Below are 13,381 nucleotides of genomic sequence, written 5' to 3' on the forward strand. Positions count from 1 at the left end.
CAATTATGTAGAAAAATTAAAATTATGAATGAATTGTGAATTTTTATTAACATTAATAAACCTTGAATTCCATTTTTTATCTGAAATTTTCTAGTAAATTTCTGTACTTATTTGGATATATGTTTAATGCAGCCTGTTGATTTTGTAATGATTTGGGTGGACTCAACCGATACGAAATGGCAGCAACAATACATATATTATAAATCCAAAGAAACTCAAATAAAGGCGGTTGAACTTGTTGATCAATGCCGCTATCGCGACTGGAATAATCTTCATTACTGGTTCCGATCTGTTGAGAAATTTTGCCCGTGGGTTAGAAAGATCCATCTGGTGACTTGTGGTCATTTCCCTGAATTTTTAGTCAAAAATCATCCTAAGTTAAATTTGGTCACACATGATCAAATCATGGAATCAAACTGTTTACCAACATTTAACTCACATGCTATTGAAATCAATATTCATAAAATTGAGGGACTAGCAGAGCATTTTGTTTATTTTAATGATGATACCTTTATCAATAGGCCTTTAGAGCCTGAGTTCTTTTTTAGAAATGGTTTACCTTGTGATGGTGTGCGTTTACAGCCACTTATGGTGGTAGGTGAAGAGAACTTTCTAGGTGCAGTTGCTTTGACTGATGTTGCAATAATTAATAAGCATTTTGATAAGCGAAAATTACTTCATAAAAATCCCTATGCGCTTTTTAACTATCGCTATTCTATGAGCAGTAATTTGGGTAATTTTTTAAGTTTATATAATCGAAAATTTTCAAGTTTTTATAGTACTCATTTGCCTCAACCTTTTTTGAAATCGGTATTTGAAGAAGTTTGGAAAACTGAAGAAGCTTATTTAAAAGAAGTATCAAGTCATCGATTTAGACAACCTTTAGACGTTAATCAGTATCTTTTTCGATTGTGGCAGTTATGCTCATCCCGTTTTTATCCTGTCAATATATTTGAGCGTGGACAAAACTTTAACTTAAGGCTACAAAATCTTCCTGAAATTAATCAGGTTATTAAGAATGAACAACTTCCACAAATTTGTCTAAATGATGATGAACACGTTGTCGATTTTGAAAAGCTTAAAACAGAAATCATTCAAATTTTTGATCAAAAATTTAAAACGCTCTCAAGTTTTGAAAAAGAAATATCCCATTAAAATTTGAAATTTACTTAATAAAAAACCCTGCATAAGCAGGGTTTTTTAATTTGAAAATCTAAAAATTATTTAGATTCTTCAGCTTTTGGCTTCTCACGTAAGCGGATGCCCAAGTCACGAAGCTGATTTGCTTCAACAGGAGCCGGTGCTTGAGTAAGTGGACATTCAGCAGTCTTGGTTTTAGGGAATGCAATAACGTCACGAATAGAAGTCGCGCCAGTCATTAACATTACTAAACGGTCAAGACCAAATGCCAAACCACCGTGAGGAGGAGCACCATAACGAAGCGCATTTAATAAGAAGCTGAATTTCTCTTCTGCTTCTTCATCAGAAATACCAAGCGCTTCAAAAATCGCTTTTTGCATTTCTAATGTATAAATACGTAGAGAACCACCACCAACCTCAGTACCGTTCAATACCATGTCGTAAGCAACAGAAAGAGCTTCACCTGGATTGCTCTTCACTTCTTCTACGCTTGATTTTGGTAGAGTGAATGGATGGTGAACAGAAGTCCATTTGCCATCGTCAGTTTCTTCAAACATTGGGAAGTCAACAACCCAAAGAGGAGCCCACTCACAAGTTGAAAGATTCAAATCATGGCCAATCTTCACACGAAGCGCGCCCATTGCATCATTTACAACTTTAGCTTTATCAGCACCAAAGAATACGATATCGCCATCTTGCGCACCAACACGTGCCAACAATTCAAGTACGATCGGTTCAATGAATTTCACGATTGGAGATTGAAGACCTTCAATTCCTTTAGCGAGTTCATTAACTTTGATATAAGCCAAACCTTTTGCACCATAGATGCCAACGAATTTGGTGTATTCATCGATTGCACTACGTGGCAATGATGCTGCACCTGGAACACGTAAGGCAACAATACGACCTTTAGGATCTTTTGCAGGACCCGCAAATACTTTGAACTCTACTTCTTGCATTAAGTCTGCAACATCGACGAGTTTCAACGGAATACGCATGTCAGGTTTGTCTGATGCATAGTCACGCATTGCATCTGCATACGTCATACGTTGGAATTTATCGAATTTAACGCCAAGAAGTTCATCGAACATCTTCACAGTAAGGACTTCCATTAAGTCCATAATGTCATCGTCACTCATGAACGATGTTTCAACGTCGATTTGAGTAAATTCTGGTTGACGATCAGCACGTAAGTCTTCGTCACGGAAACATTTCGCGATTTGGTAGTAACGATCAATACCACCCACCATCAACAATTGTTTGAATAATTGTGGTGATTGTGGAAGTGCATAGAAACTACCATTTTGTACACGACTTGGTACTAAGTAGTCACGCGCACCTTCAGGAGTTGCACGTGTCAAAATAGGTGTTTCAACGTCCAAGAAACCATTATCTTCGAAATAATTACGAATAAGATTGGTCAATTTAGAACGAAAGCGTAAACGATCCAACATTTCAGGACGACGAATATCTAAGAAACGATATTTCAAACGAATTTCTTCAGAAATATTAGTATTTTCATCATTTAACGGGAATGGAGGTGTTTCTGAAGCGGCAAGAACTTCGATGTCTTTACCTAAAACTTCAATTTGACCACTCACCATGTTGGCATTTTCAGTGCCTTCATAACGGCGACGAACACGACCTGTAATTTTTAATACATATTCAGAACGTGCTTTATCTGCAGTTGCAAATGCTTCTGGAGTATCTGGGTCAATAACCACTTGAACGAGACCATCACGGTCACGCATATCAAGGAAAATAACACCGCCATGGTCACGGCGACGATGTACCCAACCGCATAATGTAACGGTTTGGTCGATTTGGGCTTCAGTTAAAGAGCCACAGTAATGAGTTCGCATCATGATGAAAAATATCCAAACTATATTGGCTGAAAAGACGGATGCGTAAACCGCGCACCGTCAAAAAATAAGTTTTCGATTATGCCTTGTTGCATGGTTTGTCACAAGAACTAGATCAAAAAACCGCGGAAATTAAGCTGAAAATGAGCAATTTGGCAGCAACTTTTCTGATTCATCCTATTCTTTGTTGTCGATCTAAAAACAAGAATAATAAGCATCCTAAGCTAAAGGTACTTAACCAACCTTGCATAAACTCATTGATAGAACGCCCTGTAAAATAATAGGTATCGGCATGCCAAACTTCATGAGGTATGTAGCGGGCATAATCCCAAAGTGAAAATAAGCCTAAGACTGTAGATAGAATAAATAGAGACCATGCAAAAAATTTAATTTTTTTACTTACTTTCCAGTGTTGTTTGTAGCGCTGGTAATAGTGAATACTCATCCAACCGAGAAAAGGTAAGGCAAGAGCAGAGGAGCCAAGCTGTAAAAGACGATGCAAGGGGTAGGGATGACCAAAAAGATGAATAGTTGTGGCTAATACATCTTTAAATACAAACGTTCGAAAGTCTGAATGTGTTAAACCATCCCAAATCAAATGAGTTGCTATACCGACAATGAGTGCAAATATAACGCCAATAAAAAACTGGATAAAACGTTTAAAAGAGTCTAATTTCAAATCATGTTGAATACCAAAAAAACGGTAAACCACTGGGCGATAAAGAAAATACCAGATTGCACAAAAGATGAAGCCTAACGCAAGGTTGGGATAAATCAGACCTTTCCATTGGTGCGTCAGCATGCTGGACTGAACTGTAAATAAGCGGTAAAGATCGGGTGTCATACTCCCAATTGCTAAAGCAGCAATCGGTAAAGTGTTTTGGCTAAGCTTGGATAGAGGAGGAGCTATAACGGCATGAGAGATGGTAAAAGGCATTAGAAATCAAAAATTACTCACATCATTTAATTGACCAGTCTAACGAATCATCGGTTAATAAATGTTTTTTATTGCAAAACAACTGAAATGTTATAATATAACAAAACAAAAGGCATAGCGATTAGAGAATCACCTCATGTTGTTCTATAAAAATATTTTGACCTTATCCATTTTAGCTGTCATATCTGTTCCTTCGTTTGCAGCAGAAAGTGAAAATGTTGAAAAGTTAGAAACCATTCGAATTAAGGCTCATCCACTTGAGCAAACCTCACAAGATTTTGCTGTTGCAGATACTGTCGTTGACCAAAAGCATTTATCGCAAGGGGCTGCGATCATTGGGGATGCACTCAGTAGCGAAGTGGGAATTTACGCTAATCAGTTTGGGGCTGGTTCGAGTCGTCCAGTCATCCGAGGACAAGATGGCCCACGCGTTAAAGTGCTTCAAAATTCATCAGAAAATATTGATGTGTCGACTTTGTCTCCTGACCATGCGGTAACTGTAGATCCTGTTCTTGCAAAACAAGTCGAAGTGATTCGAGGCCCTTCTACGTTACTGTTTGGTGCTGGAACTGTCGGCGGTTTAGTTAACGTTATTGATAACAAGATCCCTACGCAGATGCCTGAAAACGGTTATGAAGGACAAGTTGGCTTACGTTACAACACTGGAAGTGATGAAAAACTGGCGAGCGCTGGTGTAACTGTTGGCTTGGGTAGCCAAGTAGCTTTACGTGTTGAAGGGTTAACGCGTGATGCGAATAACTACATTGCACCAAATTATATTCATGAAGGTGAAAAAGAGCGTCGTGTAGACAATACTTTTGCTCAGGGTGATTCAGTTAACGTTGGGTTGTCTTGGATTTATGACCGTGGTTATACAGGTATTTCTTATAGCAACCGTCGAGACCAATATGGTTTGCCTGGGCATAGTCATGAATATGAAACCTGCCATGTTGATGATCTGAGCTTGCATTGTGGAGATCATGATCATGCAGGTCATAGTGATGAAGAAGCTCATGATCACGAACATGGCGGCCCGTGGATTGACTTAAAATCTGAGCGTTATGATTTTAAAACAGAGTTAAATGATCCATTTGCAGGTTTCCAAAAATTACGTGCTCAGGCGAGCTATACCGACTATCAGCACGACGAAATTGAAGAGGGAGCAATTGCAACCCGATTCCAAAACAAAGGCTATGACGGACGTATTGAGTTAGTACATAATCCGATTGCAAGTTGGGAAGGGGTCATTGGTGCACAGTTAGGTCAGCAAAAACTGAATTTAACTGGCGAAGAAGCCTTTATGGCACCGACCACTACCAAAAAGTGGAGCGTATTTGCTTTAGAACATAAACAATGGAAAGACGTACACTTTGAGCTTTCTGCACGTGCAGATCAGCAAGAAGTTGATGTAGACGATAACTCTAAACAAGATTTTGATGGCTCGGCATTTTCTTATGCAGGTGCTGCGAATTGGGAGTTTGCACCAAACTATAAACTTTCTTTTGTCGCTTCACATCAGGAACGTTTACCTTTAGCTCAAGAGTTATATGCAAATGGTGGGCACTTTGCGACAAATACTTATGAGTTAGGAAATGATCAACTCAGTAAGGAAAAATCGAATAATGTTGAGTTAGGTTTGCATTTTGATAATAACAAACTTGATTACCATATTCATGTTTACCATAACTGGTTTGATGACTACATCTATGGGCAAACCCTTGACCGTTATAAAGACTTCCGTTTAGTTCAATACACTCAAGATAAAGCACGCTTCTATGGTGCAGAGGGTGAAATTGGTTATCAAATTACTCCAATGTACAAGATCAGTGCTTTTGGTGACTATGTGCGCGGTAAAATTGATGCAGAAGGTAACGCTCCGCGTATTCCAGCAGGACGTTTAGGTACTAAAGTCGACGCAGATTTTGGTGATGGTTTTAGTGGTTCTGCTGAGTATTATCATGTCTTTAACCAAGACAAGATCGCAGCTTACGAGACCGACACTGAAGGCTATAACATGCTTAATCTTGGAGTGGCATATTCTGGGCAATATGGTGCAAAAACAGATTATCGTGTTTATATGAAAGCGAATAACTTGTTAGATGACACGGTTTATCAACATGCATCGTTCTTATCAAATATTCCACAAGTTGGACGCAATTTTACGGTAGGTGTTGATTTTAGTTTTTAAGGCTTTAACACGAAACTAAACTTGAAAACTCAATCCAAAAGACCTAATTTGAAAGCATCAAGTTAGGTCTTTTTTATGCGTATTTTTCAACGAATTCATCAAAAAATAAATTGGTCAGGGCGTCGTTATATGGCGATATTACTTTGCGTTGTTGCTATTGCATATCTTGCATCGGCAATTTATCACACGGTAAAACCATTGCCACAAGGGATTAACTTTAGTGGCAAGCTTAGACATGCCGATGTCAAATTTTTAGCAGATAAAACCTACCTTGATGCAAAAGGGCAACAACAGGTTGATCAGCACATCTTTGATGAAATCTTGAAAATGATTGATGAGGCAAAAACTACAGTTGTGGTTGACATGTTCTTGTTTAATTCAGAAGTCGGTGACTCAAAACTGAAGCAAAGACCATTAATGCAAGAGTTAACCGATGCATTAGTAAGTAAAAAAAGACAAAATCGCCAAATCCAGATTGTATTAATTACTGATCCGATTAACTCCGTATATGGTGGTTTAAGCCCTGAACATTACCGCCAGTTACGTCAAGCAGGTGTTGAGGTAGTTGAAACCAATTTAGGCCCTTTACGTGCTTCTAATCCACTTTGGTCGGGTTTTTGGTACATCTGTTGTCAGAATGTTGGAAATAACCCTGAGAAAGGCTGGTTACCAAATCCATTCGGTGATGAAAAAATTACACTGCGCAGTTATCTGAGCTTATTTAACTTTAAGGCAAATCACCGTAAAACTGTAGTTGTCGATACTGATGCTGGTTGGAAGTCACTGGTGACTTCAGCAAATCCACATGATGGTAGTTCTAGACACTCAAATGTTGCATTAGCAGTAACAGGAACGACAGCAGCGGATGTTTTACAAACTGAAGCCGCGGTTGCGCGAATGTCAGGCAGTAGTTCTCCATCGCTCATTTTAGGTGACTTCGAAAAAGACGTAACCAAACCTCAAGTTCAGGTGTTAACTGAAGGGGCCATTTATCAATCTGTATTGAAATTGATTAACTCGGCTAAGCCTAAAGAACATCTTGATTTAAGTATGTTCTATTTGTCTGAACGCAAGATTATTCAAGCTCTAAAAAGTGCTCAAGATAGAGGAGTTATTGTCCGAGTTTTACTTGATCCAAATAAAGATGCGTTTGGTCGACAAAAGAATGGTATTCCAAACCGACAAGTTGCTTCAGAGTTACATGCTGCGGGCATTCCAATCCGTTGGTGTGACACACATGGTGAGCAGAACCATAGCAAAATGATTTTGAAATATAACGCCCAACACGCTGAGTTAATTGTGGGATCTGCTAATTTTACAGCCCGTAATTTAAAAAATTACAACCTTGAAACTGATATGTTGGTTGTGGGTAAAGTTCAAGATCAAGTCTTTAAAGATGCTCAAGATTACTTCAATACCTCTTGGTCAAACCTACAAGGTAGACAGATGAGCGTGGATTACGCGAAGTATGCAGATGAGTCTAAAGTGAAGTATTGGATTTATCGTTTTATGGAATGGTCAGGATTGTCTACTTTCTAATTCTATTTTTTATAAACGTTGAGGTTCTATGTTCACGACGGAGTCTTACTTAGTTTGGTTCTAAACTTGGAGCTTATTCTTTGGCTTAATTTTGTACAAAGTTGGCGAGATGATTGGCGACATGGATGTCGCCGTTTCACTGTGTTGCAAGGAAGCAACATCAGTGAAACAAAGGTTTTTGTCACTTTTGACCTCTCAAAAGTGAGGCATTCGCCTATACAAAAGACATTAGAACATCACTGTAAGTAAAGGCTGTGCCATAAGTCCGATTTAAGGCGCTGGAGGAATCAACTGATCCAAAGTCTTATCATCTAACTTTTCTAATTCACTCAAATCAGTCTTAATTTTCCACTGCGACTCATCATCTACAGGTTTTGGTAAACGAGCCTCAAGCCAGTCACAGACTACATCTGGGTTAAATTCAGGATGGTTACACTGAATAATCCACGATAAAAAGTCTTTCGCTTCACCGTTCATGTAAGGCGGTGGAGAAACAGGAAAGAATAAAGTCGGTAGACGTTCATTCGTCGAGAGATAGTTTAAAACATGTCCTAATTCTTGAACTGTTTGCCATGCTAGCGGATGTTCTACATCAATACTGAACTTAAACCACCAAGCATGTTCGCCGTCTGCTCCATGAGCCATGATACGGGCTTCTTGTACGGTTGGAACTTTGCAAAAAAATTGATGAAGACGTTCAAAACTGATTTCAGACACAGCAATTGACCTAGTTTGAAAAATGGTAATGGTAGCACAGATACAGATTCTTCATATTTTCTTTATAGTCATTACAAACAATATCAATCAAAGCTGTTTTATTCATGGTTTCTCCTTGACTCTCTTTTAATCTAGCCCCAGATCAAGATAAAAGGAAATAGGTCATGAAAAAGCCAATCGTTCTTGTACTTTCAACATTAATGTTGGGTATGTCAGCTACTGCGATGGCCGATACAAGTCATCGTTGGGACAATAATCATGGTAAAAACTATGATCGATATGAGCATCGTGATGACCGCCGTCATGACTACCGAAATGATCATCGCGCTCCACAGTGGTCAAATGCCGATCGTGGTAAGCACTATGGTCGATATGTAGCATTTAAACGCGGTGATCGTATTCCTGCGGAATACCGTAATAGTCGCTATTATGTTTCAGACTGGAGATCGCATCGTTTGTATGAGCCGCCACGTGGATACCGTTGGGTTAAAACGCCTAACCAATATTTACTCGTAGACTCAAAACATCAAATTTATCGTGTTCGTTAATTTTGAAATATAGAATATATAAATGGCCTCAATATTGAGGCCATTTTTTTATGCTAATTCATCATCTTGAGGCTGAGGGGGCTTTAAGGGTGTTGGCGTTTTTGCATGTTTCTCTTTCATTACTGACGGATAATTCCAAGATGCAAAACGAACAACCAAGATAGACAGAGCTAAAATAAGAATCGAGCCGGTAATAATGACTTGGTCCATATCCGCTTTATGGTCATGTTGGATATCCGAAATAAGTAGGCGGGTTAATGCTGTAATCGCAACATAAATAAGAAAGCGTACAGGCATATGATTGGTTTTAAAGTAAATTCCAACCATCGCCCCAAGTTCTAAGTATATAAATAATAATAAAATATCATCAATTGAAGCATACTTTTTGACAGTCAAAATTTCAAAAACAGTATTGGCTGCGGACCAAGCCACCATACATCCAATAATAAACAGGGCTAAATAGTGGAAGGCTTCTACGGCGTAATGACCAAAACGGTCAAGTATTCGCTCGTATTTTTTAGGATCAGGCATAGTAAGATCTTTTGTTTGTTTCTTAATGTTTAGAAATTAAACAAATTTCATGCCAATGGAAATAGTAAATACAAAATAAAAAAGCGCCTGAATATTCAGACGCTTTTTCATAAAGAACTTAATTAAGCTTGATTCGTAAAGTAGTCTTCACTGAAGCCCATGATTAAGTCAGAACCAGCTTTAATTTTAGCAATACGTGCATCAATATCCGGCAAGATACGATCAGCAAAGTATTGAGCTAAAGCAAGTTTGTTTTGATAGAAGTCACCAGACTTATCTTTTGCTGCCGCAGCAATTTTCGCAAACATAAATGCAAAGCTGAGTAAGCCAACTGCATGTAAATAATCAACTGCCGCAGCATTTGGGAAGTCTACGTTTTCAGCAGCTTGTTCAATAATAAACTGAGTGATTGCTTCGATTTCAGTTGCAGCATCTAAAGTTGCATCTTTAATGAAGTTCAAATCGGTGTCTAGGTCATTTGCAAAGTCACGAATCTCAGTGATGTATTCAGCAATGAACGCACCGCCACATTTAATGGTTTTACGACCAATTAAATCTTGAGACTGAACGCCGTTCGTTCCTTCGTAGATTTGAGCAATACGAAGATCACGAATACATTGTTCCATGCCCCATTCACGAATATAACCGTGACCACCAAACACCATCTGAGCATCTAAAGTTGCTTGGAATGCGGTATCTGTGAGGTAAGCTTTAGCAATTGGTGTCAAAAGCGCAACGCGATTATTGGCTTTTTTCACAGCTTCAGCATCAGTTGAGAATTTAGTGATATCGAGCTGTTGACCAACATAGACTGCAAAAGCACGTGATGCTTCATTGTTTGCACGTACGTTTAACAACATACGACGAACATCACCATGGACTAAAATGCTGTCAGCAGGTTTATTTGGTGATTGAACACCAACTGCACTGCGACCTTGTAAGCGGTCAGTCGCATATTGCGCTGCATTTTGATAAGCAAATTCAGATGCGCCTAAACCTTGGATACCCATAGATAAACGTTCGTAGTTCATCATGACAAACATGGCAGCAAGACCTTCGTTTTCTTTACCAACAAGGTAACCTTTTGCTGCATCAAAGTTCATCACACAAGTTGCAGACGCTTTAATCCCCATTTTGTGTTCGATAGAACCTGGGCCAACGAGGTTACGTTCACCTAATGAACCATCTTCGTTTACCAAATACTTTGGCACGATGAACAAAGAAATACCGCGTGAACCCGCAGGGGCATCTGGCGTTTTAGCAAGTACCAAGTGAATGATATTTTCTGCTAAATCGTTGTCGCCGCCAGTGATAAAGATTTTAGTACCTGTAATGTTATAAGTACCATCTTCATTAGGTTCTGCTTTAGTTTTAATAATACCTAAGTCAGTACCTGCATGTGGCTCGGTTAAGCACATCGTGCCCGACCATTCACCTGAATAAATCTTTGGTAAGTAAGTTTCTTTTTGTTCTTGAGATGCATAGCTGTTTAAAGCCATACCTGCACCCACAGAAAGAAGCGGGTAGAGCATAAATGATGGGTTAGTTGCAAATAACATTTCATCAGAAAGAACGGTGAGCATTTTTGGCATGCCTTGACCGCCCCATTCTTCATCGGCACCTAAGCCAATCCAACCACCTTCTGCATATTGACGGAATGCATCTTTAAAACCAGCTGGTGTGAATACCTCGCCGTTTTCATAGCGAGCGCCTTCTTCATCACCAGTACGGTTTAATGGATGAGTCACGTTCTGAGCAAATTTAGCCATTTCTTCTAAAATTGCTTCAGCTGTTGCAGCATCTACATGAGCGAGTTTCTCATTAGACTGCCAAAATTGTTCTGCTTTAAATACATCATTTAAGATGAATTTCATATCAGCTAAAGGAGCATTGTAAATTGGCATAATCGTTCACCTTTTTTGTGCACATTGGCCTGTGCTAGATATCCTGTAAAACGAAATGGATATGGAATTTAAAGTGTAAATTTATCATTGATTTTATAAAAAAAGGACCGTCAAAACTGAGCAGTCCTTTTTTGTTTTTTAACATTGCATATCGCAACTAACTATGGTTAGAAAGCGAAATGTTCAGCATCTAATGACATTAATGGATCTACACCACCAGCAATCACATCAACATGTGAGCGAACGCGCGGCAAGATTTTTTTGAAGTAGAAGCGAGCAGTGGTTACTTTTGCGTTGTAGAAATTAACATCGGTAGTACCTTCTGCCAATTTCTCTTGCGCTACAAGTGCCATACGAGCCCATAGGTACGCTAAAGTAATGTAACCTGAGAAGTAGAGGTAATCTACAGCAGCAGCACCTACTTCATCTGGGTTTTGCATTGCGCGCATACCAATTTGCATGGTGAGATCGCCCCATTCTTTGTTAAGAGCTGCAAGCGGCTCAACAAATTCTTTCATGGCAGCGTTGTCTTTATTTGCTTCAACAAATTTGTGAACCATTTTGGTAAAGTCTTTCAGCATTGCACCTTGAGTTTGCAATACTTTACGACCTAACAAATCAAGGGCCTGAATTTCAGTTGTACCTTCATACAAGCAAGCAATACGTGTATCACGTACGATTTGCTCCATGCCATGCTCAGAAATAAAGCCATGACCACCGAAGACTTGAACACCATGCTTAGCAGATTCAGAACCTGTTTCAGTTAAGAATGCTTTTGCAATTGGAGTCAATAAAGACAAGATGTTGTCAGCAAACTTACGCTCTTCTTCTGTTTCGCCTTTTTCAACGATGTCAGCATATTGAGCAAGTAAGTAAACAAGTGCACGACCGCCTTCAGCAAATGCTTTTTGAGTTAAAAGCATGTTACGAACAGCAGGGTGAACAATAATTGGATCTGCATCTTTTTCTGGAGCTTTTGGACCAGAAAGTGAACGCATTGCTAAACGTTCTTTTGCGTAAGTTAACGCACCTTGGAAAGATGATTCAGATGCTGCTAAACCTTGAACCGCAGTACCAATACGTGCTGTGTTCATGAAGGTAAACATACAGTTCAAACCACGGTTTTCAGGTCCGATCAAGTAACCTTTTGCTTGGTCAAAGTTAATGACACAAGTCGCGTTACCATGAATACCCATTTTGTGTTCGATAGAACCACAACGAACCGCATTACGCTCGCCCACAGTTCCATCTGCATTTACATGGAATTTAGGAACGATGAATAATGAGATACCTTTGGTACCTTTTGGTGCACCTGGTAAACGAGCAAGAACGATATGGATGATGTTCTCAGCCATGTCATGTTCACCAGCAGAGATAAAGATTTTCTCGCCAGAGATTGCATAGCTACCATCAGCATTTGGTTCTGCTTTAGAGCGGATAATACCTAAGTCCGAACCTGCATGAGATTCAGTTAAGCACATCGTACCTGTCCAAACACCTGAAACAAGGTTTGGTAAATAAGTATTTTTTTGTTCATCAGAACCATGATGTTCTAATGTACGTACAGCTCCGTGAGACAAGCCAGGGTACATACCCCAAGACCAGTTTGCTGTACCAACCATTTCAGAAATTGCAATACCTAAAGAGTTAGGTAAAGCCTGACCACCGTATTGTTCTTCTGCTGATAAAGACGGGAAGCCAAGTTCAATATATTTTTGATAAGCTTCTTTAAAGCCTGTTGGCGTGGTAACTACACCATCATTCCAAGTACAACCTTCGCGGTCACCAACTTGGTTTAAAGGAGAAAGTTCATTTTCACAAAAGTCTGCCGCAGCTTCTAAATATTGATCAACCAATTCACGGCTTACGTTACCTTGGAAATCAGGTAATTTTGCATAGTGTTCTTCAGCATTTAATAATTCATGCAAAACGAATTGCATATCACGTAAGGGCGCTTTGTATTGTGGCATATCGGGTTCCTCAATACTGGTGAAACCAGAGTTATAATCTTAATC

General features: G+C 39.2%; 10 protein-coding genes. 4 read left to right on the forward strand and 6 right to left on the reverse strand.

All coding sequences use genetic code 11. The annotated features are described in order from the left end of the window. Window positions 1–126 precede the first annotated feature (126 nt). Window positions 127–1,155 carry a stealth conserved region 3 domain-containing protein gene (locus NL42_RS04855; RefSeq protein WP_461311949.1) on the forward strand — a complete coding sequence of 343 codons (1,029 nt, stop codon included), beginning with the start codon at window positions 127–129 and terminating at the stop codon, window positions 1,153–1,155. 65 nt (window positions 1,156–1,220) lie between these two features. Here the strand turns inward: NL42_RS04855 and aspS are convergent, their stop codons facing one another. Next, the gene (gene aspS / locus NL42_RS04860; protein ID WP_017392427.1) at window positions 1,221–3,005 is read right to left on the reverse strand and encodes an aspartate--tRNA ligase; all 1,785 of its coding nucleotides are present in this window, start codon (window positions 3,003–3,005) and stop codon (window positions 1,221–1,223) included. Window positions 3,006–3,174: 169 nt separating this feature from the next. Further along, complete coding sequence (locus tag NL42_RS04865) at window positions 3,175–3,939, reverse strand: DUF4184 family protein (protein ID WP_461311950.1); 765 nt, start codon at window positions 3,937–3,939, stop codon at window positions 3,175–3,177. Window positions 3,940–4,075: 136 nt separating this feature from the next. Here NL42_RS04865 and znuD point away from each other — a divergent pair, with 136 nt between their 5' ends. Together znuD and NL42_RS04875 are read left to right on the forward strand one after the other, a co-directional pair. Next, window positions 4,076–6,127, forward strand: coding sequence for a zinc piracy TonB-dependent receptor ZnuD (gene znuD / locus NL42_RS04870; RefSeq protein WP_461311951.1), 2,052 nt, complete (start codon window positions 4,076–4,078; stop codon window positions 6,125–6,127). Window positions 6,128–6,202: 75 nt separating this feature from the next. Then, complete coding sequence (locus tag NL42_RS04875; protein ID WP_461311952.1) at window positions 6,203–7,666, forward strand: phospholipase D family protein; 1,464 nt, start codon at window positions 6,203–6,205, stop codon at window positions 7,664–7,666. 270 nt (window positions 7,667–7,936) lie between these two features. Here the strand turns inward: NL42_RS04875 and NL42_RS04880 are convergent, their stop codons facing one another. Beyond that, entirely contained in the window at window positions 7,937–8,383 is a 447-nt protein-coding gene (locus tag NL42_RS04880; RefSeq protein ID WP_461311953.1) for a hypothetical protein, read from the reverse strand. A 164-nt stretch (window positions 8,384–8,547) separates the two neighbouring features. On the opposite strand from NL42_RS04880, the gene NL42_RS04885 reads away from it, so the two are divergent. Continuing rightward, the gene (locus NL42_RS04885) at window positions 8,548–8,931 is read left to right on the forward strand and encodes an RcnB family protein (RefSeq protein ID WP_461311954.1); all 384 of its coding nucleotides are present in this window, start codon (window positions 8,548–8,550) and stop codon (window positions 8,929–8,931) included. 48 nt (window positions 8,932–8,979) lie between these two features. Here the strand turns inward: NL42_RS04885 and NL42_RS04890 are convergent, their stop codons facing one another. The 3 genes from NL42_RS04890 to NL42_RS04900 all read right to left on the reverse strand — a co-directional run bounded on the left by NL42_RS04890 (window position 8,980) and on the right by NL42_RS04900 (window position 13,336). Beyond that, window positions 8,980–9,462: a phosphate-starvation-inducible protein PsiE gene (locus NL42_RS04890; protein WP_004789131.1), complete on the reverse strand. Its 483-nt coding sequence runs from the start codon at window positions 9,460–9,462 to the stop codon at window positions 8,980–8,982. 122 nt (window positions 9,463–9,584) lie between these two features. Beyond that, a complete protein-coding gene (locus tag NL42_RS04895) occupies window positions 9,585–11,366 on the reverse strand; it encodes an acyl-CoA dehydrogenase C-terminal domain-containing protein (protein ID WP_461311955.1) in 1,782 nt (593 codons plus the stop codon). A gap of 167 nt (window positions 11,367–11,533) precedes the next feature. After that, window positions 11,534–13,336 (reverse strand): acyl-CoA dehydrogenase C-terminal domain-containing protein, encoded by a 1,803-nt coding sequence (locus tag NL42_RS04900; RefSeq protein ID WP_016137204.1) that lies wholly within the window; start codon window positions 13,334–13,336, stop codon window positions 11,534–11,536. Between the last annotated feature and the right edge of the window lie 45 nt (window positions 13,337–13,381).

The organism is Acinetobacter sp. GN11 (assembly GCF_054823985.1).

Excerpts from the sequence above, each read along its gene's own strand:
- NL42_RS04855 (WP_461311949.1), top strand. The coding sequence starts at position 127 with ATGCAGCCTGTTGATTTTGTAATGATTTGGGTGGACTCAACCGATACG.
- aspS (WP_017392427.1), bottom strand. The coding sequence starts at position 3,005 with ATGATGCGAACTCATTACTGTGGCTCTTTAACTGAAGCCCAAATCGAC.
- NL42_RS04865 (WP_461311950.1), bottom strand. The coding sequence starts at position 3,939 with ATGCCTTTTACCATCTCTCATGCCGTTATAGCTCCTCCTCTATCCAAG.
- znuD (WP_461311951.1), top strand. The coding sequence starts at position 4,076 with ATGTTGTTCTATAAAAATATTTTGACCTTATCCATTTTAGCTGTCATA.
- NL42_RS04875 (WP_461311952.1), top strand. The coding sequence starts at position 6,203 with ATGCGTATTTTTCAACGAATTCATCAAAAAATAAATTGGTCAGGGCGT.
- NL42_RS04885 (WP_461311954.1), top strand. The coding sequence starts at position 8,548 with ATGAAAAAGCCAATCGTTCTTGTACTTTCAACATTAATGTTGGGTATG.
- NL42_RS04890 (WP_004789131.1), bottom strand. The coding sequence starts at position 9,462 with ATGCCTGATCCTAAAAAATACGAGCGAATACTTGACCGTTTTGGTCAT.
- NL42_RS04895 (WP_461311955.1), bottom strand. The coding sequence starts at position 11,366 with ATGCCAATTTACAATGCTCCTTTAGCTGATATGAAATTCATCTTAAAT.
- NL42_RS04900 (WP_016137204.1), bottom strand. The coding sequence starts at position 13,336 with ATGCCACAATACAAAGCGCCCTTACGTGATATGCAATTCGTTTTGCAT.